Consider the following 23,657-nt stretch of genomic DNA (forward strand, 5'->3'; position numbering starts at 1 on the left):
TCATGTCATCCTTCAATATGAATATTCCGGTGCCTGTCTCATATATTTATACAAACACCTTTTGAGGAGTGTGACAGCATGCAATCTTTTTATAAAGGAACGCTCATCTTGATAGTCGCAGCGTTTTTTGGTGAATGTATCGAGTTTTTTGTAAACATGATTCTCGCCAGGGAACTACAAGAGGAAGGCATGGGGCTTTACATGTCCATTTTGCCTGTATTCTTTCTGATATATGTAATTGCCAGTTTTGAATTGCATGTTTCGATTGCCAAGTTTGTCGCTGAAAACAAACCTGCATTACATTATAATTTACTGCTTCATGCCTTCAAATTGGCAACTGTGGTCGTGCTGATCATGTGTATCATCCTTCCTTTTATCCTTTCATTTTCTTCAATAATGGACGGGTTTCACCCATATATAAAATGGATGCTGATCGGTTTGATACCTATCGTCGCATTTTCCTCGATTGCAAGAGGTTATTTTATGGGTGTACAACAAATGAACAAAATTGCAATCTCAAACTTTTTAAAGAAGATTTTTCAGTTCGGCCTGTTGCTCGTCATCTTTAACTTGTTTCAATTTAACCAGGAAAAGTCTTTGCTAATGGCCTTTTTCGTATTGGTAGGAAGTGAATTTCTTGTATTCTTATACTTGATCAGCATACTGATCCTTCAAGTTCGGATCATGGGCCGTGGTACGAATTTAAGGACCACAGGTAAACATGCCCGACAAAAGCTTTTGGAGGTATCCCTCCCAACTATGGGACTTAGAATCTTTCATGCAATCACTAATGCCATTCAACCCTTTCTTATTCATGCTGCGCTTCTTTCAGCAGGGTTTGGTGCCGTTCTTGCAACCGAGCACTTTGGGATGTTAACGGGTGTCGCGATGACTATAGGTTTCTTTCCGGCATTTATTGCTCATTCTCTAATGATCATGCTTATTCCGACTGTATCGGAAGCTCACAAAAATCAGGATAAAGAAAAGCTTAGAGTCCTGTTACAAAAATCAATGTGGTTTACGGTTATGTATGGAGTCCCAGCCGTACTCATTATCTATTTATTTGCGGAACCTCTGACAGCACTCTTCTTTTCTTCCACAACAGCTTCTCTTTATTTGAAAATGCTTTGTCCTTATTTCCTTTTCCACTTTTTCATCATACCGATGCAAGCCTACCTCATTGGATTAGGTCTCGTCAAAGATGCATTCATCCATACCGTGTGGGCTCATATTGTTTCCTTTACCCTAATGTATATTCTTGGATCTCAAGCTGTCCTTAATATGGAAGGCGTTATCTTGGGTATGAATACAGGTGCTGTTTTAATTACATTAATGCATTACTTAACCATCTGTAAAAAAATCGGGATAAGCCTCTGGTTGACGAAATCCAAACAAAACGTTTATTAATAATGGATTGTTTGGACAATTTGGTCATTCAAAATCCCAACCATCTTGCTTAATGCTTGTACACGTAACCTATTTCCAGAAACTGATCTATAAGGATTTTGAAAAATATTTGTCCCTTTTCCTGTACTTATGTCGCTATTTGATGTATATTTCAACATACTTGGGTATTAATCAAGCAATGTGGTTTAAACTAAGCATAGACTATTAATGGAGTGATTTCATGAGCAAGGCTAAAGCTAAGAGTGGAACAGGTAAGGGAACAGGAACAGGTACGGGCAAGAAGGGTTGGAATCGTTGGAAAACGGGAGCCAATAAGAAAAAGAGTGCCAAGCCGTACGTAAGTAAGGGCGTCAAACATGGCAATGATTCCAAAGCCAATGGTAACGATTCGAGTAGTAAAAGCGAGAAATAATTAATCCACTTAATCGAGTGGCTACAAATAAACTTTCTTGTCTCAGATTCTAATACGGGTTATTCATTCAATTAAATCCATAGAAGAAGATTGGACAATTAAATAATGAGATTAATAAAGGAAAGACACTACCCAATTTGGAAGTGTCTTTTTTGTTCTATGAGGTAAATGAGATGTATGTAGAAAGAATAAGAAGAAGATTTTGTGCTATCTAATATTACTTTTGGGTTTAGTAGGATTGCTTTTTTTGGGTGAAAGCTTTGTATTATAGGTATTTGTAGCTTTTTTAACCGTATCCGTCACTGAATGAATGGCTTCCCCGACGTCTTGGGCCGAGTCGAATAATGGTTCCACTGTTTTGATCTTCCCTTTCACATCCACAGTGATATCGTTCGCTGTATGAATAAGTTGTTTTGATTCGGATGAAAGGTCCTGTATCGCTCCTCTCACATCAATCAATGTTTTATTTGCCTCCCCTAACGTCACCATCACTTTTTGTAATGTACCAATCAAGAAAACAACCAACCAAATGAAAGCCAATGCGATTGCTGCGACGCTATATTCCATAACCATGAAAAAATCCCCCTTAAACTCAAAAAATTCATTACATGCATATTGCCGTAGTTTAGATGTATATGTTAGTAATTCTCGGGGTGCATGGTCCTAATATGAAATCTTTTATTTGATTTTGATGTGTACTCCCTCTGGCTGGTTATTAGGAGCAGTCGGATTTGAAGGAATTTCTGAATCGGTCCTGCTTCCTTCTTTGATGGTACTGGTGACGTTATGAATCATTTCGCCAACATCTTGGGCCGATTCCAATAACGGATCTACATTACTCATTTTCCCTTTTACATCAACGGTAATTTGGTTCGCGGTATGGATTAATTGTTTGGATTCATCTGTTAACCCATGAACCGCCTTTCTTACCTCTTCTAGGGTTTTATTGGTTTCCTCAAGCGTACCCATTCCTTTTCGAAGCGTCTTGTTTAAATTATAAATCAAATAGACGACAGCTCCGGAAACACTAGCCACGCTTAATTTAATATACATGCAAGCAACCTCCTTTTCTTTAAATTTATGCACTAGCTTCCCTATTCATTCCGTTAAAAGATTTTGCTTGCCCTGTTCTTCTCAACCTGGATTTTTTGCTATGTTCGACTATGTCTGTACTTTATCTGTTTGGCTATTCATGTTTTGAAAATTGTTATTAAGGAAATAGATGTAGACAATATGAGATAACCATTAAGGAGGAACTTACTTATGTCACACGAAAATTATCAGTCAGTCATTCAAACTTTGCACGAATGCATGACTGCATGCAACCATTGTTTTGATGCTTGCTTAAAAGAAGAGAACGTAAAGATGATGGCCGAGTGCATCCGCTTGGATCGAGAATGCGCGGATATGTGTTCATACTTGGAACAAGCATTAGGAAGAAATACACCATTCGTTTCTGAATTGGCAGCTACCTGTGCTAAGATTTGTGAAAGTTGCGGGAATGAATGTAAAAAGCATGATCATGAACATTGTCAGAAATGTGCCCAGGCTTGCTTAACGTGTGCAGAAGAATGCAGGAAACTTGCAGCATAACTTCATATAAAGGGATAGGGTGCTCTATCCCTTTATAATTTTGTTTTTTTCTTCCTAATGATTGATGTTAATTTATTTAAACTATACTTTGAGTTGAAAGATCAAATAATATATTCTACCGAGGTTCATGCTAAAATTATTGGTTGGCATTTCACTTGAATTCTCATACTTTGCATCCCTCCATCCTCAAAGTTATTAAACTTGGCTATTTTAGGAATACTAGTCTTAAAACAGGAGGGTAATGTGCATGGCAAATCAAAAAGTTTCCGGTGAGAACGATAAGGGGAAAAAAGTATCAACTATAGATAAGAAAGAGAAAGAAAACGAGGTAACTCGACTCAATCGATTATTAGGAGCCGTCATGAGGTATTTATCCGACGACGAGCAAGAAGAAATTGACATCGAGTACTTATTGGAAAATACGGATGGTTTGAGGGAATGGTGGGATCAATACCGCGAGCTTGACCGAAAACGGGTTGAAGAAAAAATTAAAAGTTCCCTTGCAGAGCTTCCTGTTGAAGAGTTGGAATTAATCCTTGAACAGATACGTAATAAAGTGAATGGAGGCTGATTGCTCACTTCATTGAAATAACTAGTAACGCAAGTGGCTCTGTTTCATATATCCCTATCCTATGGATATGTTGTCCATATCTTTTTCTAATGGGTCAAATATCTTGGTTTCCCATTTCCCAGGCAATTCCCTAATCATATCAAGAACTTTCATTCGAAGGCTTTACGCGACAGTGGGACCTCTATAGAAAATTCCCAACCCCATTCATAGCACCGAAATAGGTTAAGTGTTATATTAGGGGTATCTACTTTTAATTTTGGAGAGTGATCAATATTCTATATTTAATCGCCATTCTTTTTCCTCCTCTAGCCGTCTTATTGGCCGGTAAACCAATTCAAGCCTTGCTTAACTTGATTCTCACCTTATTTTTCTACGTTCCAGGCCTAATTCATGCCATTTTGGTTGTTCATGACAAAAAAGCGGATAATCGAATGAAGCATCAAGCTGCCTTGATTGCAAAGTCCAATCGAAAAAAATGAATTCAACTCAAAAACCCCGTATATCTGCCACCATGTAAAGGTGTACCATATCCGGGGTTTTTCTTTATTATTTCCTTAATATTTTCGATTTTTTCTATGGCCATTATGATAACAAGCGTCACATATTTGAAAACGCGAGGTATCTGGAAGCTGTTTTCCACAGCGCTTACACTTTTTCTGATAATTGATTATTTCATCTTTCAACTGATCATGAACGCCATTACTGATTTCTTCCCGCACCCGTTCCCAATAGACAGCCTCGGTTCTCTTACCCATCCTATATAGAAACAAAAGATGAAGACCTATTGCTTTATAAGATAGTTCCAACTCCTCTAAGTTCCTAGTCCTTATAAAGGGATCGGGAAGTTCGCTACTCTCAGCAATTGCTTCTATGGTTTCTAGCCATTGGCGAATAAGGCGAGGTTCTTTTGCCGAAAAAGGTAAATGCAGGAAACCATATAGGTCCATTAATGAAAAACGAGCTTCGATTTCAGTCTCACGGATCAGTTCATAAAGCTCCCGCTCTTCCGAAAGTGATGCTTTTTTTGTTCCATTTGGCGGAGTGAACTTTTCCCATAACTCAAAGAATGTCCCTAAATTCCTGTAGTACTTCTGAAACCGTTCAAATACCGCAGAGGTCGGGGCAATCGTAAAGGTTTGAACCGGCTCATCTACCTGTTCAAGTAATTTCCTCATGATTTTTATGTCGCCCGTAAATGCTACTTTACCCGTATCATAAATCCCTTTTCTTCCAGCACGCCCTGCTATCTGTTTTACTTCTTGAGAAGTCAGCCTTCTTCTTCTCGTCCCGTCAAATTTCTCATTTTCAAGAAAAACGATGCGGCGAATCGGTAAATTCAATCCCATCCCAATTGCGTCAGTTGAAACAACGACGGATGTCTCCCCCCGATTAAAAAGCTCAATTTGCCTTTTTCTGTTTTCTGGTGGCATACTCCCATAAATCATGCTGACCCTATGCCCACTAGCTTGCACACGTGAGGCCGTTTCGAGTACTTGCCTTCTTGAAAAGCAAATAAGGGCGTCCCCTTTCTTGGTATTTTTCAATTCGAATTCTTTCGGTTCTATTTCTAACGGTATTTCCCGACTATATTCATAAATCTCCAAATCCGTTTCATCAAGTAAATTCAGCAACATCTTTTGAATATTTCTACTTCCTATAATGTGTACTTCTTTTGCATTTGCTTTCGTAATCGCTCTATACCAAGAAAATCCACGGTCCTTGTCCGCTATCATTTGAGCTTCATCAATGACAATTACATCATAGTAGTCCTTCTCATGAAACATCTCAACCGTACAAGAGATATGCTGTGCCCCATTTACCAGCTTTTCTTCTTCTCCCGTTTTTAATGAGCAAAGCACACCGTCTGCATTCAGCTTATCAAACACTTCCAGAGCAAGAAGCCTAAGTGGTGCAAGATACAATCCGCTCTCGGCCTTTTTCATTTTCTCCAGGGCCTGGTGTGTCTTTCCTGTATTCGTGTCTCCAATGTGTAAAATGTATTTGACCTTTAGTCCTAATGATGGTGTATAGGCCTTTCCAAAAATGTCGTCAAGGATTCTTTTCTCTTCTTCCTTCTTTCGAGCAGCTTCTGCCAGCGCTTCTGCTTTTTTTCGTTCCCTGGTTGCCTCGTCCCTTTCAAAAATCTCTTGATGAACAGATTCATCAAAGGGAATCTGGGCAAGCTTCAGTAAGTCAGATAGGTATTCTTCTTGAAGTTCGTCGAAACAAGCCTGTGACAAATCTGTCAAATCCTCTTGAAGTAACTCTTTAAGGATCTCCGGGGTGACGATATCCCCTAAGGTTTCTGAATAATCGTTCAACACTTCTGTAGTCAAGTTCTCAAGAACCTTTTTAGGTATATATTCAAAGATAAAGTCTAATACCAACCGTTCATAACGATAGAAATAATTTTCATACTCGTAACGACTTTTACCCCAATCAAAAGTAGAATGAATATCCCCCGTCAGTTCATCGAAGAAATCAGTCACCATAAGGTAATCGGTAGATTCGAATGATCCCTCCTCAATCAACCGTTCTTCAAGTAGATACGGTTCTACAGACTGAAATTTCGGCTTATTAAGAAGATCAGTGGCAATTTTGCCTGATATATAATAACGGACATGTAAATAAACTAGCAGAGAGTTATTTTCTAAAAAAGTGTACGCTTCATTTTCAAGCTTTTCCTGTACCAGCCATCGCTTATGTGCTAGCTTTTGTTCCTCTTGCCTTTTAAAGAAGACTTCCCTTGCGTTCACATATCTCTGTTCCCAATCTTGATCGTTTTCGGAAAAGGTCTCCTCCAGCCAGGATATTGTATCAAAAGGGTGATACGTCCTTAACTCATTTCGAAACAAATGGTTGATATGCTTATGATCTGTCCCTTCTGTAACGAATCCCCTGCCTTTTAAAAATACTTTCTTTTCTTTTCTCGGAACGTCATTGGACGCTTTATTTAACCAAACATTCATCCAAATCTGTTCGATATAAGACATCCGATCTGAAAGGTATGTTTCAAAGGTCGGCATTACATCTTTATTTTCTACATAGCGGTCGATATCTTGGAGTAATTTTTGCTTTGTCTGTTCAATTGAAAGTGGGTGTATATTTTCTAATTTTCCCATGATAATCCCCTTTTGAATCTTCTTATTTATTATCCTTTCCAAAATTTTTTTTAAAATCAGCACGATAAGCCATTTTATCGGAACTGTGAGAAAGCACAAAGGAAGTGCTATGATGCAAATAGTGATAAAATATGACATGTATGATAGATTAATGGTATTACTTCCATTACATGTACAGTAAATGGTGACTCTGTCTACAATAAGCTATGTAACTTCTACATTTATAATGATGGTTTAAACTAATACTAACAAATTTCAAGCAAAACTGTATCCATTTTTCGTAGTAACCTCGAATTAGCAATGAGCTAACGCGACGAACATACCGTCATTTATATAAATAGATTCAACCCATGATAAATCACCCATATAGAACCCATCAAACAACCTGACTTATGGAAAGGGGATTCAGAAAATGATTCACCACGACATTAATTACTACAAGAATTTTGATTCCATCGCTAACGAAGTCTTAGAATTACTAGCGCATACGATTAAAGTCAATACATTCGTGCTCACGGTTTTCGATCAATCCCAAAGTTTTATCGTCAAGTCCTTCAATCGGAAAGCAAATCTAATCAAGACCGGCGATACCATACCCTTTAATGAAGTTCTTTGTAACCTGGTCGTCGAGAATAAAATGGAACCCGTAGTTATTAACGATATAAAAAATAGTACCCTGACATGTAATCACCCCATATTGGATAGGATTAAAAATGGATGCTACATGGGTGCTCCTATTAAAAATGAGGATAAAATCATCGGAACATTATGTGCATTCGATATTAAACCTTATGAATTTAAAGAGTATGATGTAGTGCTACTTAGCTCCTTGGCATCGCTGATCAGTCAAACGGTCAACATCGAGAATGGAATAATCAGGGATTCTTTGACTGGTCTCTATAACCGTAACTACATTTATAACTATTTTGAATATAATAAGGATGAAATTTATAACGAAATGTCCCTCCTTTATATCGATCTCGACAATTTTAAATATTTCAATGATACTTTTGGTCATGATTTTGGAGATAGTGTCATTAAAAGGACCGCGGAGTGTCTTTTGAAATCTTCACCTGACAATAGTTATGTCGCTCGAATTGGTGGGGATGAATTTGTTATTTTATTACGCACTGAGGATAGAATAAAAAGCACAAAACAGACAGCCGAACTCCTTTTAAAACAATTATCTTCCATGCCTATTCAAGTCGGTGGGAAAGAACATTTGATTTCTGCAAGTATGGGGATAAGCGTTTACCCGGTCCATGGGGACGACATGGTTACGTTACTGAAAAAAGCGGACCATTCTATGTATGTTGCTAAAGAAGGCAAAAAACATATTGAATATTATCCTACTTGATTCGTAATTCAAAAAAGTGTGGATGATTGTAATCATCCACACTTTTTTGAATTACCGTATAAAAAACCAACGTTTCGTTTTCAACTTACGTAAAACATTCAACAATTCAGCATTTTTTTTATGTATCCTGTTTTCGGATGGCGATGCTGAAGGGGCTGGGATGTCTACTCTCACAGGTTTTTTGTTCATATCTAAAGGACCCTTCCTATTTATCATTATAAAATAGTATATGCAGGTGCCCTTAAAATATCATCAATCCCAAGCCTCCTTCTTTCTAGAGGACATCCCTCAATTTGTTCAAACGTGTTGTCTTTTCTTTATGGTTCAGGATAACACGTTCATTTTGTTTCATCACCTTTTTTGTATGTGGACTTAAAGCCACATCGGGAATTTTGACCTGGGGTTTAATTACAGCGACGGAAACATTGCTTCCAGCTTTATCATAAATGCTCATTTAACCAACTCCCCTTAATTTTGTTTTATGACCATATCAAACATCATGATCAATAATGCTATTAATAAACAATCCACTTCTGACACGAAGCTTTCCGATCTTATCTCTAAAATATAAGGAAATGTCAAAACATTAACGGGCTGAAGCGCCATTTTCTCTTCATCATTGTAATACGTATCTTCTCTTTCCAATGTAGCACGGATCGTACTTCCAGACAAGGTCGGGTAAGCTTTTAACATCAAGTTCTTGTCTTGTTCCGTTTTAAAAGGAATAATTTTGACATTCATCCCTTCCTTGGCTGCATAAGCCTGAAGCATGATATGCAAGTAGGCCAGGTATTCCTCATTCGTCTGATAAAACTCCGGAATCCCTTCTTTTTTCAAAAGGTAAAACATATTTTTGACCTTTTCCCGATTATCCGATAATAACTTATCGCTTTCCGCAACCGCTTTAGTTGCATAGGAGAGCTCATTATCGCCAATTTTTGATATATACATGCTCAAAAATACGAACATATCTATCAGCACAAACAGAACGGCGACAATGAGGAAATTCTTCCACTCATCAAAAATGCTCGTCGGATAAAAACTCCAGTATATTAAAGCCCCCAATATGAAAATGACATACCATGTTTTTCGAATGGCTTCTATTTTCATGCTGATTTTATCTTTATACCTCCAGGATAAAACCACATAAACTAATAATGCAATAAATACGGCCCATACAAAGACTCTGAAAAACATCAACACTGTTTTTATCCTCCTACCCTTTTTTCAGCTTCTATAATTCTTATATAAATTATATTCAGGATGTCTCCCTCTTTTTCCTGCAAGCAAAGAGAAAGTATAAGTGAGGATTGCTGTTTACATTTGCACTTGAACAGCGACCCTCACGCGTTTCATTCAGAACCACTTCAGTGAGTGATTACCAATTTTTATGTTATGATTAGTTCAGAATAAATCCCTAAATATTCAGGAGGAACATATATGCTGAAAACGTTAAGAATTTTCATGTCCATCCTATTAACCGGGATACTTTTTATAAGTCTTTATCCTCCACTAGGAAGACGTGCATCAAAGAAAAGAATCAAAAACTTCAGTACGAAAGAAAATTTTAAGAATGGGCAATTCATCAATCAAATTCCTGCGAGTCAGATGATGAGCCTTAAACATACTGGCTCCATACTTCGGGAGTATATGAAAGGAAATCCAAACAGACGACCTGCCGTTCCCATTTTGATTGATTCGACGGTCCGATCATACAAAGACGCCAATAAAATCACCTGGTATGGACATTCAGCCTTCATGCTTGAGTTGGACGGTAAAACTTTATTGGTGGATCCAATGTTTGGTAAAGCCCCTACTCCTTTTCCGGTGTTTGGAAACAAGAGATTTAGCGGTGACTTGCCAATCGATTTGGAAAACCTTCCACCGATTGATGCTGTCATTCTCTCGCATGACCACTATGATCATTTAGATTACTATTCCATAAAGAAATTAAAAGATAAGGTCGGTCAATTCATTGTTCCCCTAGGGGTAGGAGACCATTTGGTGAAGTGGGGTGTATCGAAGGAAAAGATACAGGAACACAACTGGTGGGATGAAGTATTCTACGACGGACTCCATTTAGTTTGTACGCCAGCAAGACACTTTTCCGGGAGAAGTTTAAATGATAGAAATTCTACACTTTGGTGTTCATGGGTGATATACGGAAAAGAAGATAAGGTCTTTTTCAGCGGTGATAGCGGGTACGGCACACATTTTAGAGAAATCGGCGAAAAATACGGTCCCTTCGATCTTACATTAATGGAATGCGGACAGTATGATGAACGATGGTCTACCATTCATATGATGCCTGAAGAAACGGTCCAAGCAACTATCGACGTAAAAGGAAAACTAATGATTCCCATTCATTGGGCAGGCTTCACTTTATCTCTTCATGATTGGACAGAACCCATTGAAAGGGTGACAAAAGCTGCCAAGGAAAAAACCGTACAAGTAGCCACCCCAAAAATCGGCGAGCCTGTTCACATTGGCGGAATGGAATTCCCTGACACAATATGGTGGAAATAAAATCAGCTTATCCCTTTATTGAGGATAAGCTGATTTTTTCATTTTACACTATGCTCTTTCTCATCAAAATGAAGTTTCATTTTAATAGGGTGATCTTTCCTCTCCCCAAAATAGTTGGTACCGAACACGCCCAGGATAATTAAACCTGAACCCACTATATCGAAAATCGTAATTTTTTCATTAAGAAAGAGTGCTCCTGCAATAATGGTCACCACTGTCGATAGATTTGCAAAGACACTCATTTGAGAAGCCTTGATTTTTGATAATATCGTGTTCGAAAGCATCGACGTGACCAACGAAGCCAAGATTCCTAAATATAAGATAGAACCGACAAATTCCATACTTGACCATGGTGAAATGAATTCCGGCATCGTTCCCTTGCTCATATGAGATATGATTGCAGCCAGGTTAAAAAGGATGAAACCTGTTCCCATCATGAAAAAGGACATTTCACCAGGCGTATATTCCTTTGCCAAGGACCGTGTCATCGTCGTATATCCTGCTGTCGCTAAACAAGATAGAAGGATTAATCCCATACCGAGCAAATCAGAGGCATTCATCGTACTTCCTTTCATAAGGAAAATGAAAATGACCCCTACTACCGATAAAACAATAGAGATGTTTTGATAAAGAGAGGTTCTTTCCTTTAGAAAGTATCCCGCAATGATGACTGTAATGATTGGGGTGATAGCCGATAAGATTCCGGCATCCGTGGATTGGGAATATTTAAGTCCGAAAGTTTGAAAGACAAAGAAAAGGGTGGGAAACATTAATGATAATGGAAGCAGTTTTTTGATTGACTCAATTGTATAGCTCACCTTAATTACTTTTAGTGCGACCAGAACTAATATAACGGCGAAAGAAATGCTGAAACGGAACGCCAACGTATCAAGTGGGTTCGATTCGGCGATTGCCATCTTTGTAAACAAAAAGGATAAGCCAACAATGCTGGCATGCAATATGGCTAGCATATAAGCATATGATTTGGTTTTCATGGTTGCATCTCCTTAACTAGGATACTATGATTCCGTTTTAGTTCTAGTACCCTTTGTACTTGAAATGCAATCCAATAATAATTCATTTGAATATTCATTGGGTAGAATTCAGTGAATGACCCATGGATCGAAGAAAAGGAGATGGAGTTGATGCTCCTAAAACATAGGTAGCAAAGTCTGCCAACGTTATACAAGTTATGATAGAATTCAATGAGGAAAGTGAGGGATACATATGATTGTGACCATCCTTATATTTCTTATGGCTGGTCTGGCCGAGATTGGTGGCGGATATCTTATCTGGATGTGGCTACGAGAAGGAAAATCCATTTATTTTGGATTGGCCGGAGGAATTGCACTTATTTTATATGGCATAATTGCCACATTTCAAACATTCCCTACTTTTGGACGTGTATATGCAGCATATGGTGGCGTTTTTATCGTATTATCGGTTTTATGGGGATGGGGAATAGATAAGAAAACACCTGATTTATATGATTGGATTGGCGCTATCATTTGTGTAATCGGGGCATCCATCATCCTATGGGCACCAAGAAACTAAAAAAACTAAAGGGCTATTAACCCCTTTAGTTTCCTAAAGCAACAGATTGATTTAAATATTTATCATCCGTGAGTGCTCGTGTTATGAAATCGGCAACATCTGCACGGGAAATGCTACGGCTTCCTTTTGGTACACCTTGATGCTCTTCCCGATACGAACCAGTAGGCGGATTATCAGATAACCCCATCGGTCTTGCCACGGTCCATGTCAAATTGTTTGCTTTAATAACATCCACTGCATTACGATGATCTTCCAATACATTCCCCAACATCTTCATTGTCAACTTCCCAATTAATCCTGGGATTTCTTTTTCAATACCCGCTGACGCCATATAAATGATTCTTGAAACATTGTTGACTTTCATTCCATTGACAATATTCTGCGTCATTTCATGTAGAACGGTCGTCTTTCCCAACCCACTGCTTGAGCCTAGGCATGATATGACCACATCTTTGCCCGATATGGCCTTTTGTACCGCCTCTTCTTCTAGAGCATCCCCTTGAATGATATGCAAGTTCGGATGATTCAATTGCAGCTTAGTTGGGTTCCTTACAAAGGCTGTTACTTCGTGCTGTAAATTTAGTGCTTGCTCCACAACCAATTTTCCTGTTTTACCTGAAGCCCCAAATACGATTATGTTCATGTTTTATCCTCCAAATGAAATGATAGAGTTAATCATAACACTGACCGGATATTTTATCATTACGTTTTACTCTAAAGTGATACTAATCATACAATACTCTGTTAACTTACTTTCTTTACTGAACTTAGTGCTGCATTGCTGAATTTTTCTTGTATGAACCATATCGCTATCGCTGCGATAATACAAGGAATGGCAAAGGCCAAGAAGTTGACCTGAAGGGACAATTTCATATGGGTAATACTGTGATACATAGGCATTCGTAATGATTTGTGTACCTGTTGTCGTTCCCCCTGCTATGGCTAGGAGCAAATAAAGCATGAACATGCTTGGTTTAAAGCTCAACATCGTGAGTGTCTGGAACCCCAGGATTAAAAAGGAGACGAGTACGACTTTTGAACCAAAACGATCCGCAAGTTTACCTCCAACTATCGCTTTATATAAAAGCACTTTTGAATTATGTAGGAAAAAAGAGTTACTTAAAGCATTTATGAGATTTTACATAGAAATTAACTCTTTGAATACTGCCCTATAATAACGCCTCTAAAATCTTTTATTATATAACATTGCCTCTGTTTATTAACCTTCGCCCAATTAAATGGTACAAATACAAAAGACCAGCCCCCATAAGGGACTGGCCTCAAATTGTAAAAGTTATAAAGCCGCCATTGCCGTATTTCAGTAAGAAAGTTTTAAACCACCACTCCTCAAAGTGGGTGTTTGCAAAAATTTTCCTGTTTTCCAAGTCAGTGACGAGGCATAACATTCCAACCTTGATATAAAACTCCCTATTACAGCTTAAAGGTTAAAACTTAATTATCATTACGAACAACGCAGCTTATGTATTTATAATACCTAATGTTATCTTAAGTTGCAAGGTCAAAAATTTCCATCCACTACATTTCATGCAATAAATTTTATAAAGGTTCAGTAATACGGCCATTAAAGGCGGATTGATAGATGGTTAGAATATCTTCTTTTCCAAGTGGCAAGGGGCTTCTCGCTAAAAGCCTTTTTTGCTTTTCTCCATCTTCCACCAGCTTGTCTATTGCATTTTTAGGAATATCGAAATCACCTAATGTAGTTGGGATCCCTATATCTTGCACCAATCTTTTAATTTCTTCAACACATCTAAGGGATGCCTCTTCTTCGGATAAATAAACTGAGCTTCCACCCATGGCATTTAATAAGTCAGCCATCTTTTTCGTACAACTTTTTCTAATATAGCCCATAACATACGGAAGCAGGACGGCATTGGAGTCACCATGTGATAGGTGAAATTGGCCACCTAGTGGATAGGCAAGTGCATGTACTCCCGCTACGCCAGCATTAAAAAAGGCAAGGCCGGCCATATAACTTCCCTGGCTCATGTCTGTCCTTGCTTGTTGATTTTGCCCATCATGAACGGCAGTACGAAGAGATTTGCTAATGAGCCTGACAGCGTGTAATGATAAGGCTTCAGTCGTAGGGCTGCTATTGACGGAAACATAAGCTTCTACTGCATGAGTTAGGGCATCGATACCTGTTGCAGCTGTTATATGTGGTGGCACGGATACGGTCAGTTCTGGATCCACTATGGCAGCGTCCGCCAATAAAAAGTCATGGGTCACAACATCCTTGGTGTTTCCAAGAGAAAGCACGGCAATATTGGTTACTTCAGAACCCGTTCCCGCTGTGGTTGGGATTAATATTTTGGGAATCCCTTTTGCAGTAATCTTCCGTGTTCCCGTTAGGTTCAGGTAATCTGCCACAGATCCTTCATGAACAGCAAGAACCGCAGCCAGTTTCGCTAAATCCAGAGCACTGCCACCACCTAGACCAATGATAAGATCGAATGGATGCTCCTTTATATAGCTAACCAGTTTTTCTCCTGATTCTAAAGGGGGTTCAGGAATCACTTCTGTATATAATTGAACTTGATACCCTGCTTCTTCCAATGGGAGAGTAATCTTATTCGTCACCCCTATTTTTATAAGCACCGGGTCCGTGATGATCAGAATACTGGAGATGTCATACCTCTTCACTTGAGGAATAAGTTGTTTCAATGACCCCCAGCCCACATAACTGAGCGGGGTAAAAATAAGTGTACTGGACACATAAACACCTCCAATCCAATATTTTTATCCATCATGTAATTTAATGGTAACACAAAATATGGTAGGAAGGTAAAGTTATGATGAGGGAATCGAACAATCAAACAATTTAGCTTGCAAGCAGAGAATAATATGGAGGCAATATGTTTAGATTATAAGCAAACAAGGCTTACAATTAATAGTAATTAACCTTTGCAATTGACGGTGTGAAGTCTATAATATTAGATATCAATATTTTTAGGGGTGACTATCTATGTTTTCAAATATTGGAATACCTGGTTTAATTATAATCCTTCTTTTAGCTTTAATGGTCTTTGGCCCAAGTAAACTTCCTCAAATTGGACGTGCTGTCGGCACTTCGCTTCGTGAGTTCAAGGATGCCACAAAAGGGATCACCGATGATATACAAGCCGATTTCAAAGAAGACGTACAAGCTGCTAAAAAAGAGTCCATTAAATAGAAAAATGCATAGAAAAAGACGCCTGCACGCAGCAGGCGTCTTGATGCGTTTGTGGCGCAAAACCGTCAGGCCACATCCCGACGTTTAGCTAAAAGCATGTTCTACGGCTTACACAAATTAGCTCATCGCTTTATTAATATAACATTAATCTGAAATTATTACAAGTTAATGTTTGAGACTTTTCTATTCTTAATTTAGTCCCCTTACTAGGTAGCACCTATACTCACTCATTCCCAAAAAAAGAAGGAATTAAGAATACTTTTCTAAAAAAGCGTTTTAGAGGGGTATACATTTCATGATTCACTCCCTCCCTTTTACACGCTATTGGTCAAAAAGGAATGAATCTAGCAGATTCCGTATCTTTTCTATCATGATCTTATAAATTCATTGTCATTGTTGTTAATTCCTCAGAGGATACCGCCACTTGATCGAACGCTTTACTGATTCCATCGAATATTTCGTTAAGCTCGTTCATTTCTTTGGCGACTTTAATGTTTTGCTCTTTGACAGACAGCATGGCCTCCGCAATATCAGTAAAAAATAATCCAGTTTCCTTTCCTTGTTGCGTACCTTGAATAATTTCATCACTCACGACAGCAATGGATGTATTCATCACATTTGTAAAGTCCCCTATTCCGTTTACCAATTTTGCCACTTCAGTAACGGACTTTTTCGTGTTTTCCGATAGCTTTCTAACCTCACCAGCCACCACCGCAAAGCCTTTACCATGTTCACCTGCTCTAGCTGCCTCAATTGCTGCATTCAAAGCTAAAAGATTCGTCTGTTCTGCGATTGAAGTAATGATTGATACAATTCTTTCAATTTCCTTGGATGTATTGGATAGCTGCTCCATATCCTTTGAGATAATAATTATTTGCTCTTGGGTTTTAACCATCCTTTTTTCGAGCCCCTTTAAAAGTTCAACCCCTTCTTTGGATTGCTCTTCTGTCCTGATGGCGGTATCGGATCCCTTTTGGGTAACAACTTGGATATCCATTACTTTATCCGCCATTAATTGAGTGGCGGAACTAGTCTGTTGACTGATGGCAGACAATTCTTCTGCATTCCGATTGACTTGTTGTTTAATCATTTCCTTATCACCCTGGATTTGTTGGCGAATTCTCTCATTTTCAAGATCATATGCTTCTAGAACGATTTGTTGTTCTAAATTCATGATTTTTGTGACAGCCAAAATCGTGTCCTGGTATAGTTCTATGTCCTTGATATGAGTCATCACTTGGAGAATGATTGACTGAAGCAAATCCTGAAATGCACTCAGATACCATTTTGGCTGCAAGCCAATCCTTACATGGACATGTGCAATGATATAACGCTGTTTAATATATTCATCATCGATACAACCACTAAACATTTCAAACATATGATGGTGTAACGTCGTCTTCAACCGATCAACAGAACTGTGCTTATTAATCACCTGCATTAAAGAGGGTTCCTTTTCTAAGTTTCTGTAGAAATTGTCTACAATTTTAATAATATGTTCCTTCACATCGTCCTGTAATGAACGAATAACACAGAGATCCTTTGTAGTTAAATGAATCATGTCTATTTGGGTTAACACACCTGAATGGTTTTTAATTTGTATACCAACTTGATCCTTATACTTCATATAATCAATATCATTGGTAAGGTTATTTTTCCATATGATTTTCATTAAGACTTGCCTCCGGATATCTGCTTTCGATTTATGATAGTAAGTCATATTCTATGTTAATATTAAGCTATTTTGATGAAAATTTCCTCATTTTTGAACATATTTTCACATTACTTTAGGACTATTTTTGGTATTGCCCTAAAAAAAACACTCCGTAAGAGTGTTTTTACGATTTATTGATTCAGATTGGAGTGTTTTCGTGAATATACAAAGTACACGATAATACCGAGGACCATCCAAATCAAGAAACGAATCCATGTATGGCTCCCTAATTGGAACATCAGAAACACACAGAAAACGATTGCTAATCCTGGTACGAGAGGCACCCATGGGCAATAAAAAGCACGTTTCAAATCTGGTTTGATTTTTCGTAATACGATGACTGCAGCGGATATCATAGTAAACGCCGTTAGTGTTCCTATATTGACCAACTCAGCTAAATCACTCAATGGAATAAATGCACCAAGCAACGCGGCAATGATTCCGAACATCCAAGTAACGGCATAGGGTGTTTTATATTTCTTGTGCAGTTTAGATAATGGCTTCGGCATTAAACCGTCACGAGACATCGCAAACATGATACGGGATTGTCCAAATAACATAACCAGGATGACCGTCGTCATTCCAATAAAGGCTCCAACATCAATGAATCCTGCAATCCAATTTTGTCCTACAACTTGTAAAACCAAAGAAATTGGATGATCCAACGCAGTTCCGAATTGTGCATACGGTACCACACCAGTCATGATTAAACTAACAACCATATATAAAGCAACACAGATGATCAATGAACCAATGATTCCTCGGGGTAAGTTTTTTCCGGGATTTTTCGTTTCTTCAGCTGCGGAAGCTACTGCATCGAATCCGATAAACGCAAAGAACATCAATGCGGCAGTTGAAAACACACCACTTATTCCAAATGGCATAAATGGTTGCCAATTCTCTGGCTTCACATAGAAAATAGATGAAATGATGAACAATGCTACAACAATCAATTTAATGATGACCATGATGTTATTCACTCGTTTGGTTTCTTTGGTACCTCGGGAAATTAATAACGTGATTGCTATGACGATTAAAAATGCCGGAAGGTTCATATACGTTGTGGTGCCTTCAATAGAACCAGGTGCTGCAGTAATCCCTTCTGGTAAGTTAATCCCGATTCCATGTAAGAACGATTGGAAATAACCAGACCAACCGGCGGATACCGCGCTAACTGCCAAGAGATATTCAAGAATTAGGTCCCACCCGATAATCCAAGCAGCGAATTCACCAAGTGTTGCGTAAGCATAAGTGTAAGTCGAACCCGAAACTGGAACGGAGGATGCAAATTCAGCATATGAAAGAGCGGCAAATAAACAAGCTAGACCTGCAATGACAAATGAAAGGGATAGTGCAGGCCCGGCGTGGACCGCTCCAGTACCCGTCAATACAAAAATGCCTGTCCCAATAATGGCGCCTATACCTAGCATCGTTAAATCCCAAGCACCTAGCTCCCTCTTCAAACCATTGTTATTGGAACCTGTGTTCAATAAGTCCTCGATGGACTTCTTTCTAAAAATGTTCATCTTTTCTCCTCCATAAAAAATAAAAAACATTCAATAAGTAAATAATAGAATGGCTAAAAATATTGTTTAGTTAAGATAAATTTCGACAAAACTCAACAAATCCTGAATTATCAGACTTTCAAATTATACGCATTACCCTTTTACCCGTCAATGGTTTTATTATTGTAATAGTATAATTTTTAAAGAATACTATCCTTATTTTCATTAAAGCTTACAAGATTTATATACACTATTAATATACTCACAAAATATTAGACATTTGATATTTCTTAATTATAAGGCAACTTTCACTAGTAATATGTATATAAATTTACTTCATTACAGGGCTCACCTTCGGAGCATAATGTCCTAATACCATGTTCAAGGTGACTAGATTAATATTGACGGATGAGACTGGCATCTCTATACTTATTAAGTCTTAAAAGAGGAAATATATATAATGGAGTAGGTGACTTTCATGGATTTTGCGATTACCTATCTGTCTTTTTATTTAATACAAGTCGAAGGAAAAGGCGATCAGGCGGACAAACGTTTTAAACACTTTCAAACACTTGATACCCAGGAATATGAAGATAGTCCTTTAAAGGATTTTCTAGATGGTGAATTGATGAAAATCTCCAAACGAAAAGTGGACCGTCATCCTAAAACTGAACAAATTCCGACGAAAATCGGTTCATTTATAGTAGAAGAAGGTCATGCGCTCGACTCAAACCCAAATTACAATGCATTCAATCGAGTCCGATATGCACGATCAAAAGAAGAGTTTCAAAAGGAAAATGAACTTTTTGCCCAATCTTATATAGATACAAGTGCTGTACGTGGCGGGGTTTTCCTTATTGCTTCGGCTAAGTTGACGCAATATCTTGATGAACCTTTCATCTTTCTATTGAAATGTGATTTCGAGCCAAAAGTCGCTTCCATTTCCGACGAACGAACATTAATTCGACATGTGGAAATGGCCATTACCACAAAAAATATGAAATCGATTCAGTACCCCTTCATGCCCGAAGAAGGAATTGTCGAAGAAGGTGAACTGAAAATCCATCAGGCTTCACATGCCCGCTACTTCGAGGATTTCCTTAAGTTCGTAGAATACGGGGAATCCATGCCAGAAATCATGAAAAACCAGGTCATCCATATGGTCCATGAACATGTATCAGCACAATTCGAAGAAAACAGCGACGAACTGCAGAAATTCGAGCAAGACCTCGAAATCTGGGAATCAAGTGAAAAACGAGAAATCCAGGAACGCTTAGAAACCCACCAGGTCGTCGAAGCAACCGCCCAAATCGTCGAACATACACCTGAGGCCGAACTGCGAATGAAGCTAGGCAGTACCTCCGTTAAAGGCCTTCTAGCCGATTTCGGGGAAAGCATTCATTTAGGCAAAATTAATGGGAAGTATGTATTAATGATAGAAGCCGACACGATTCAGTTCGATAAAGGTGTTTCCCCGATTGAATTTCATAGACCGGATGATTTGATGGAGATTGTGGAGCGGATTAGTAAGAAGAGTGTTGGAGAGTATTGAGGGGATTTTATATAGAGTTTGAAATTTTGGTTTCCTAACGCCAACAGTATGAATATAACTATAATTTCTCGCATTTTTGCGACCGCAATTGTTATCACAAAAAGTAAAAATTAAGGATTTATGGCTTATATTTTAAAGGATTTCATTTTATAAAATATCATTCTAGCCACTCCGCTAAAAAAGCAGAGTGGTTTTTATCTATAGAATTTCTATTTTAAACGAATCTTTTGGATCCTCCACGGTTTGATTTCAACCTGACTATTGGCCTTCTTTGGAAACTATACTATCAGAGATTGATAACTGTCCATTCAAGGCTAACTCCCCCCTTTGATTGTAGAAGAGACCAATAATAATTTGCATTGCCATCCAATGCTTACCAACATATAATAGAAGTAATAAAGTTTAAGGGGGAATATAAATGAGTGAAAGTAGAGATCCAATTGATACTACGCTGGCTTCTCATTTAAACATGCGACTCACTCGTTTAGCCCAAGAAAGGGATATCCAGATGGAGAAATTGCTGGATAAGTCTGTGGAATTACTACTTGAATATATGGAAGATCATGAAAACCTTAACGATCATATTAAATTAAATAATGTGGAAGCCATCAATAAAAATAGGGAAATTATCCTTCAAAGCAGGCAATTATTAAAGGATAAATAATACAAATAAAAGCACAATACCCGTAGGTAAGGTGCTTTTTTCTTCACTACAAAATTTTAGCTCCTTCGCAAAAAATCTTACAAAATAGTCTTTTTTAATCCAAGTAAAAAGGCAGTCCAAGAACTGCCCTAAAAAATATTCATTCACCTAATGATGAAATGATATTAGTAGTAATAACAACTTTTTTTATTCTTTTTACAAGAACAAGGTCTTTTTGGAACCCAGACTGAATAAGGGTCATTCTCCTCATAGCATTTCTTCACAAAGCAGCAATTTGAACTCATAACTATCTCCTCCTTACTAAATTATATGCATGTACTTGTCGGAGTGTGTGGACAAGTTGCTTATATAATTAGTGGGAAATGGTGACAAGAGTACGTGTTGATGTCTGTTTCTTAGGCGTACAAGACAATCCCTAAATAAAGAATGGCTTTATACCACTCTCGTAGGTGAAATCCTTGAATATGAGAAGGTCACAATATTTTCTGCTCAGTTAAATTCACCTTTATTATACCGATTAATCAAATTATCCCTAACAAATTCTCTACTGGAAGGCGTTAGCTGTGACCTTTCTGGATGGATCAAATCTCCAAATGGTCTCTCCCGAACAAACTTGATTTCCCCTTCAAACTCCACTTGTGCATCCGCATCATATCCTACCACTTTCACGAAACAAGTGTTATGTCCCGTTTTTATAAAATCGATTACATTTAAAATATGTTGGTTTTCACGATTCATATTTCTTCCCCCAAAGCTTGCTTGTTATTTATAAAATATACATATCAAAACGGTTCGTCCTGCCCATATTTAAGATATTACACCTTCCCTCTATTTAAGCAATGATAAAATAAATTGAATTTGGTAATCCTATTAAAATCTGTTTGATGTACCCTTTTTATATCCTTATTCCTTCTCTATGAAATTACAACCTGCTATAATTTAGAAATTGGAGGTGCACTATTTGAAGGAAATTATTCTGGTTTTAACCGAGATCATCAATAACATTCATGATTTCATCCTGATATTTGTAAGTGATACACTAAACTTAAATGCTACGGATAAAGATCTACACTTTTGGATAATGGGCATTATTGGGATTATCATATTCATCTTTGTACTAGTTTTATCTAACATCATTTCAAGACTAAGATTTGGCATTACCATACTCTCTTTCATTTATACATTCACCGTCATGGTAGTATTGGTTTTTGCAATTGAAATACAACAGGCGTTAACTAGTAGAGGGAATATGGAATTTCAAGATGCTGCCATAGGTCTCTGGGGTTTCATCGTCTTTTTCTTAATTTTCGTTGTTCTATCATTTTTATACTTATTCATTAAAAGAATTTTGAAACAGACTAAAAAAAGATAACAAGATACAAGCCTGAATATATCTCCACCACAATGAGAAAACGTGCACGCTTGAAAGCGCGTTTTTTCATTTTTTCCTTTCTTCTACTATAACTTCCTATCAAATTACATCCGTTTCATCGTCTTATCTATGTAACATCTTGTCGCCCCCCTATTTTATTAATGTATATATAATCACTAGCCACCAGAAGAATGATATTAGTAGATACTTAGCGATATTATTCAAAAGTTTGAAAATGAATTTCATTTATTACTCCCCAAACCTTATTAATTATCTATCTACTATTATGTATGTAAAATGCAAGTAAATAGTTTGTACAAATATGTTAATTGGACTTGCCAATGTAATCATTCTGGATGAATGTTGGGTACGTTCGAATCGATAAATATGTATGAAATGTAAGTTTTAATTCAGTTTCCTCCATGGAACATTTAATTATCTACTAAATTTTAACTTAGATGTGTAGACCCCTATGCTATAAAACATCTTATTACCTCTTGTATTTTTATTATGTATTCTATCGAGGACTATTTTGGAAGATATTATACGATTTTATTAACTAATTATTCTTGGTTCATAGGGACACGCTGGTGTAGAACCTATCATAAATAATAGTTTGAAAAACCCCGGCTAACTAGTGAAAATTACTGTTAGCATAAGAAAAAGCCACCGCTATGGTGACTTAATTTATCCTAGGAATATCATTACTTAACTTGCAATAAACCCTCTATCTTTTAAAATCGTTTCAGAAAGATCATCCACAGCTACGTATCCTTTTTCTAATAACTCATTCAAATAAATTTTATTATAAATAAACATGAATATAAGACCAGTAAAACCGAAGGTAAAAGATGCAGCTAAAAATATGATAATCCCCCATTTCCAATCTCCTCTAAAAAGAGGAGGTAAAAAACTAAAGAAAAATACTGTCCAGCTAAAACCCACTTTCACTGTTTTAACCATATTCGTTTCTGGATGCTTTAAATTAACTTTCACTTATCTCACCTTTTCTATTATATTATTACTCCCGTACACATGGCTTTTCTACCAGTTTACTAATACATCATTCTCATTACAGTTACCTATTATACCATTTGAAAACGGTTTTGGAAGAA

At 37.5% G+C, this 23,657-nt stretch carries 25 protein-coding genes and 1 other RNA gene; 12 read left to right on the forward strand and 14 right to left on the reverse strand.

Annotated elements, in window-relative coordinates:
* Nucleotides 1-78: 78 nt before the first annotated feature.
* Both ACIQXR_RS12895 and ACIQXR_RS12900 read left to right on the forward strand, forming a co-directional pair.
* Complete coding sequence (locus ACIQXR_RS12895; RefSeq protein WP_403080121.1) at nucleotides 79-1,407, forward strand: polysaccharide biosynthesis protein; 1,329 nt, start codon at nucleotides 79-81, stop codon at nucleotides 1,405-1,407.
* A gap of 220 nt (nucleotides 1,408-1,627) precedes the next feature.
* Nucleotides 1,628-1,819 carry a DUF3934 family protein gene (locus ACIQXR_RS12900; protein ID WP_402872824.1) on the forward strand — a complete coding sequence of 64 codons (192 nt, stop codon included), beginning with the start codon at nucleotides 1,628-1,630 and terminating at the stop codon, nucleotides 1,817-1,819.
* A 207-nt stretch (nucleotides 1,820-2,026) separates the two neighbouring features.
* Here ACIQXR_RS12900 and ACIQXR_RS12905 read toward each other — a convergent pair whose 3' ends face one another.
* Nucleotides 2,027-2,392, reverse strand: a complete 366-nt coding sequence (locus tag ACIQXR_RS12905; protein ID WP_402872821.1) for a DUF948 domain-containing protein — start codon at nucleotides 2,390-2,392, stop codon at nucleotides 2,027-2,029.
* 105 nt (nucleotides 2,393-2,497) lie between these two features.
* Nucleotides 2,498-2,872: a DUF948 domain-containing protein gene (locus ACIQXR_RS12910; protein ID WP_402872818.1), complete on the reverse strand. Its 375-nt coding sequence runs from the start codon at nucleotides 2,870-2,872 to the stop codon at nucleotides 2,498-2,500.
* 210 nt (nucleotides 2,873-3,082) lie between these two features.
* Between ACIQXR_RS12910 and ACIQXR_RS12915 the strand changes: the two genes are divergently transcribed.
* The 3 genes from ACIQXR_RS12915 (at nucleotide 3,083) to ACIQXR_RS12925 (ending at nucleotide 4,462) form a co-directional block, all read left to right on the forward strand.
* On the forward strand, nucleotides 3,083-3,412 hold the full coding sequence (locus ACIQXR_RS12915) for a four-helix bundle copper-binding protein (protein ID WP_402959511.1): 330 nt from the start codon (nucleotides 3,083-3,085) through the stop codon (nucleotides 3,410-3,412).
* Nucleotides 3,413-3,659: 247 nt separating this feature from the next.
* Nucleotides 3,660-3,983, forward strand: coding sequence for a hypothetical protein (locus ACIQXR_RS12920; protein WP_402959509.1), 324 nt, complete (start codon nucleotides 3,660-3,662; stop codon nucleotides 3,981-3,983).
* Between the two features lie 272 nt (nucleotides 3,984-4,255).
* The gene (locus ACIQXR_RS12925) at nucleotides 4,256-4,462 is read left to right on the forward strand and encodes a YqaE/Pmp3 family membrane protein (RefSeq protein ID WP_402873212.1); all 207 of its coding nucleotides are present in this window, start codon (nucleotides 4,256-4,258) and stop codon (nucleotides 4,460-4,462) included.
* A 75-nt stretch (nucleotides 4,463-4,537) separates the two neighbouring features.
* On the opposite strand, the gene ACIQXR_RS12930 is transcribed toward ACIQXR_RS12925, so the two are convergent.
* A complete protein-coding gene (locus ACIQXR_RS12930) occupies nucleotides 4,538-7,105 on the reverse strand; it encodes a DEAD/DEAH box helicase (protein ID WP_402872812.1) in 2,568 nt (855 codons plus the stop codon).
* A gap of 412 nt (nucleotides 7,106-7,517) precedes the next feature.
* Between ACIQXR_RS12930 and ACIQXR_RS12935 the strand changes: the two genes are divergently transcribed.
* Nucleotides 7,518-8,462, forward strand: a complete 945-nt coding sequence (locus tag ACIQXR_RS12935; RefSeq protein WP_403080123.1) for a sensor domain-containing diguanylate cyclase — start codon at nucleotides 7,518-7,520, stop codon at nucleotides 8,460-8,462.
* Between the two features lie 274 nt (nucleotides 8,463-8,736).
* On the opposite strand, the gene ACIQXR_RS12940 is transcribed toward ACIQXR_RS12935, so the two are convergent.
* Complete coding sequence (locus ACIQXR_RS12940) at nucleotides 8,737-8,916, reverse strand: hypothetical protein (protein ID WP_402872807.1); 180 nt, start codon at nucleotides 8,914-8,916, stop codon at nucleotides 8,737-8,739.
* 14 nt (nucleotides 8,917-8,930) lie between these two features.
* Nucleotides 8,931-9,659 (reverse strand): type II toxin-antitoxin system SpoIISA family toxin, encoded by a 729-nt coding sequence (locus tag ACIQXR_RS12945; RefSeq protein ID WP_402873209.1) that lies wholly within the window; start codon nucleotides 9,657-9,659, stop codon nucleotides 8,931-8,933.
* A 243-nt stretch (nucleotides 9,660-9,902) separates the two neighbouring features.
* On the opposite strand from ACIQXR_RS12945, the gene ACIQXR_RS12950 reads away from it, so the two are divergent.
* Complete coding sequence (locus ACIQXR_RS12950; RefSeq protein WP_402872804.1) at nucleotides 9,903-10,988, forward strand: MBL fold metallo-hydrolase; 1,086 nt, start codon at nucleotides 9,903-9,905, stop codon at nucleotides 10,986-10,988.
* A 38-nt stretch (nucleotides 10,989-11,026) separates the two neighbouring features.
* On the opposite strand, the gene ACIQXR_RS12955 is transcribed toward ACIQXR_RS12950, so the two are convergent.
* Nucleotides 11,027-11,983, reverse strand: a complete 957-nt coding sequence (locus tag ACIQXR_RS12955) for a DMT family transporter (RefSeq protein WP_402872801.1) — start codon at nucleotides 11,981-11,983, stop codon at nucleotides 11,027-11,029.
* 232 nt (nucleotides 11,984-12,215) lie between these two features.
* On the opposite strand from ACIQXR_RS12955, the gene ACIQXR_RS12960 reads away from it, so the two are divergent.
* Nucleotides 12,216-12,542 (forward strand): YnfA family protein, encoded by a 327-nt coding sequence (locus ACIQXR_RS12960; RefSeq protein ID WP_402872798.1) that lies wholly within the window; start codon nucleotides 12,216-12,218, stop codon nucleotides 12,540-12,542.
* A gap of 25 nt (nucleotides 12,543-12,567) precedes the next feature.
* Here the strand turns inward: ACIQXR_RS12960 and ACIQXR_RS12965 are convergent, their stop codons facing one another.
* From ACIQXR_RS12965 to ACIQXR_RS12980, 4 genes are all read right to left on the reverse strand, one after another.
* Entirely contained in the window at nucleotides 12,568-13,185 is a 618-nt protein-coding gene (locus ACIQXR_RS12965; RefSeq protein WP_403080125.1) for an NAD(P)-dependent oxidoreductase, read from the reverse strand.
* 66 nt (nucleotides 13,186-13,251) lie between these two features.
* Complete coding sequence (locus tag ACIQXR_RS12970; RefSeq protein WP_403080127.1) at nucleotides 13,252-13,632, reverse strand: hypothetical protein; 381 nt, start codon at nucleotides 13,630-13,632, stop codon at nucleotides 13,252-13,254.
* Nucleotides 13,633-13,837: 205 nt separating this feature from the next.
* Nucleotides 13,838-14,025: non-coding RNA, 6S RNA (gene ssrS, locus ACIQXR_RS12975), on the reverse strand.
* 74 nt (nucleotides 14,026-14,099) lie between these two features.
* Nucleotides 14,100-15,278, reverse strand: coding sequence for an iron-containing alcohol dehydrogenase (locus ACIQXR_RS12980; protein WP_403080129.1), 1,179 nt, complete (start codon nucleotides 15,276-15,278; stop codon nucleotides 14,100-14,102).
* 250 nt (nucleotides 15,279-15,528) lie between these two features.
* Here ACIQXR_RS12980 and tatA point away from each other — a divergent pair, with 250 nt between their 5' ends.
* Nucleotides 15,529-15,735, forward strand: a complete 207-nt coding sequence (tatA, locus tag ACIQXR_RS12985) for a twin-arginine translocase TatA/TatE family subunit (RefSeq protein WP_402872789.1) — start codon at nucleotides 15,529-15,531, stop codon at nucleotides 15,733-15,735.
* Between the two features lie 376 nt (nucleotides 15,736-16,111).
* Here the strand turns inward: tatA and ACIQXR_RS12990 are convergent, their stop codons facing one another.
* Both ACIQXR_RS12990 and bcaP read right to left on the reverse strand, forming a co-directional pair.
* On the reverse strand, nucleotides 16,112-17,407 hold the full coding sequence (locus ACIQXR_RS12990) for a protoglobin domain-containing protein (RefSeq protein ID WP_402959497.1): 1,296 nt from the start codon (nucleotides 17,405-17,407) through the stop codon (nucleotides 16,112-16,114).
* Between the two features lie 173 nt (nucleotides 17,408-17,580).
* Nucleotides 17,581-18,975, reverse strand: coding sequence for a branched-chain amino acid transporter BcaP (gene bcaP, locus ACIQXR_RS12995; protein ID WP_402989426.1), 1,395 nt, complete (start codon nucleotides 18,973-18,975; stop codon nucleotides 17,581-17,583).
* Nucleotides 18,976-19,432: 457 nt separating this feature from the next.
* Between bcaP and ACIQXR_RS13000 the strand changes: the two genes are divergently transcribed.
* Nucleotides 19,433-20,506, forward strand: coding sequence for a DUF3900 domain-containing protein (locus ACIQXR_RS13000; protein WP_403080131.1), 1,074 nt, complete (start codon nucleotides 19,433-19,435; stop codon nucleotides 20,504-20,506).
* A 418-nt stretch (nucleotides 20,507-20,924) separates the two neighbouring features.
* Nucleotides 20,925-21,170: a hypothetical protein gene (locus ACIQXR_RS13005; protein WP_403080132.1), complete on the forward strand. Its 246-nt coding sequence runs from the start codon at nucleotides 20,925-20,927 to the stop codon at nucleotides 21,168-21,170.
* Between the two features lie 489 nt (nucleotides 21,171-21,659).
* Here ACIQXR_RS13005 and ACIQXR_RS13010 read toward each other — a convergent pair whose 3' ends face one another.
* A complete protein-coding gene (locus tag ACIQXR_RS13010; RefSeq protein ID WP_402872778.1) occupies nucleotides 21,660-21,908 on the reverse strand; it encodes a hypothetical protein in 249 nt (82 codons plus the stop codon).
* Between the two features lie 223 nt (nucleotides 21,909-22,131).
* Here ACIQXR_RS13010 and ACIQXR_RS13015 point away from each other — a divergent pair, with 223 nt between their 5' ends.
* Entirely contained in the window at nucleotides 22,132-22,542 is a 411-nt protein-coding gene (locus tag ACIQXR_RS13015) for a hypothetical protein (RefSeq protein ID WP_402959076.1), read from the forward strand.
* Between the two features lie 708 nt (nucleotides 22,543-23,250).
* On the opposite strand, the gene ACIQXR_RS13020 is transcribed toward ACIQXR_RS13015, so the two are convergent.
* Complete coding sequence (locus tag ACIQXR_RS13020) at nucleotides 23,251-23,538, reverse strand: hypothetical protein (protein ID WP_402872776.1); 288 nt, start codon at nucleotides 23,536-23,538, stop codon at nucleotides 23,251-23,253.
* Nucleotides 23,539-23,657 lie beyond the last annotated feature (119 nt).

The organism is Peribacillus sp. NPDC097224 (genome assembly GCF_044761985.1).
Lineage (GTDB): Bacteria > Bacillota > Bacilli > Bacillales > DSM-1321 > Peribacillus.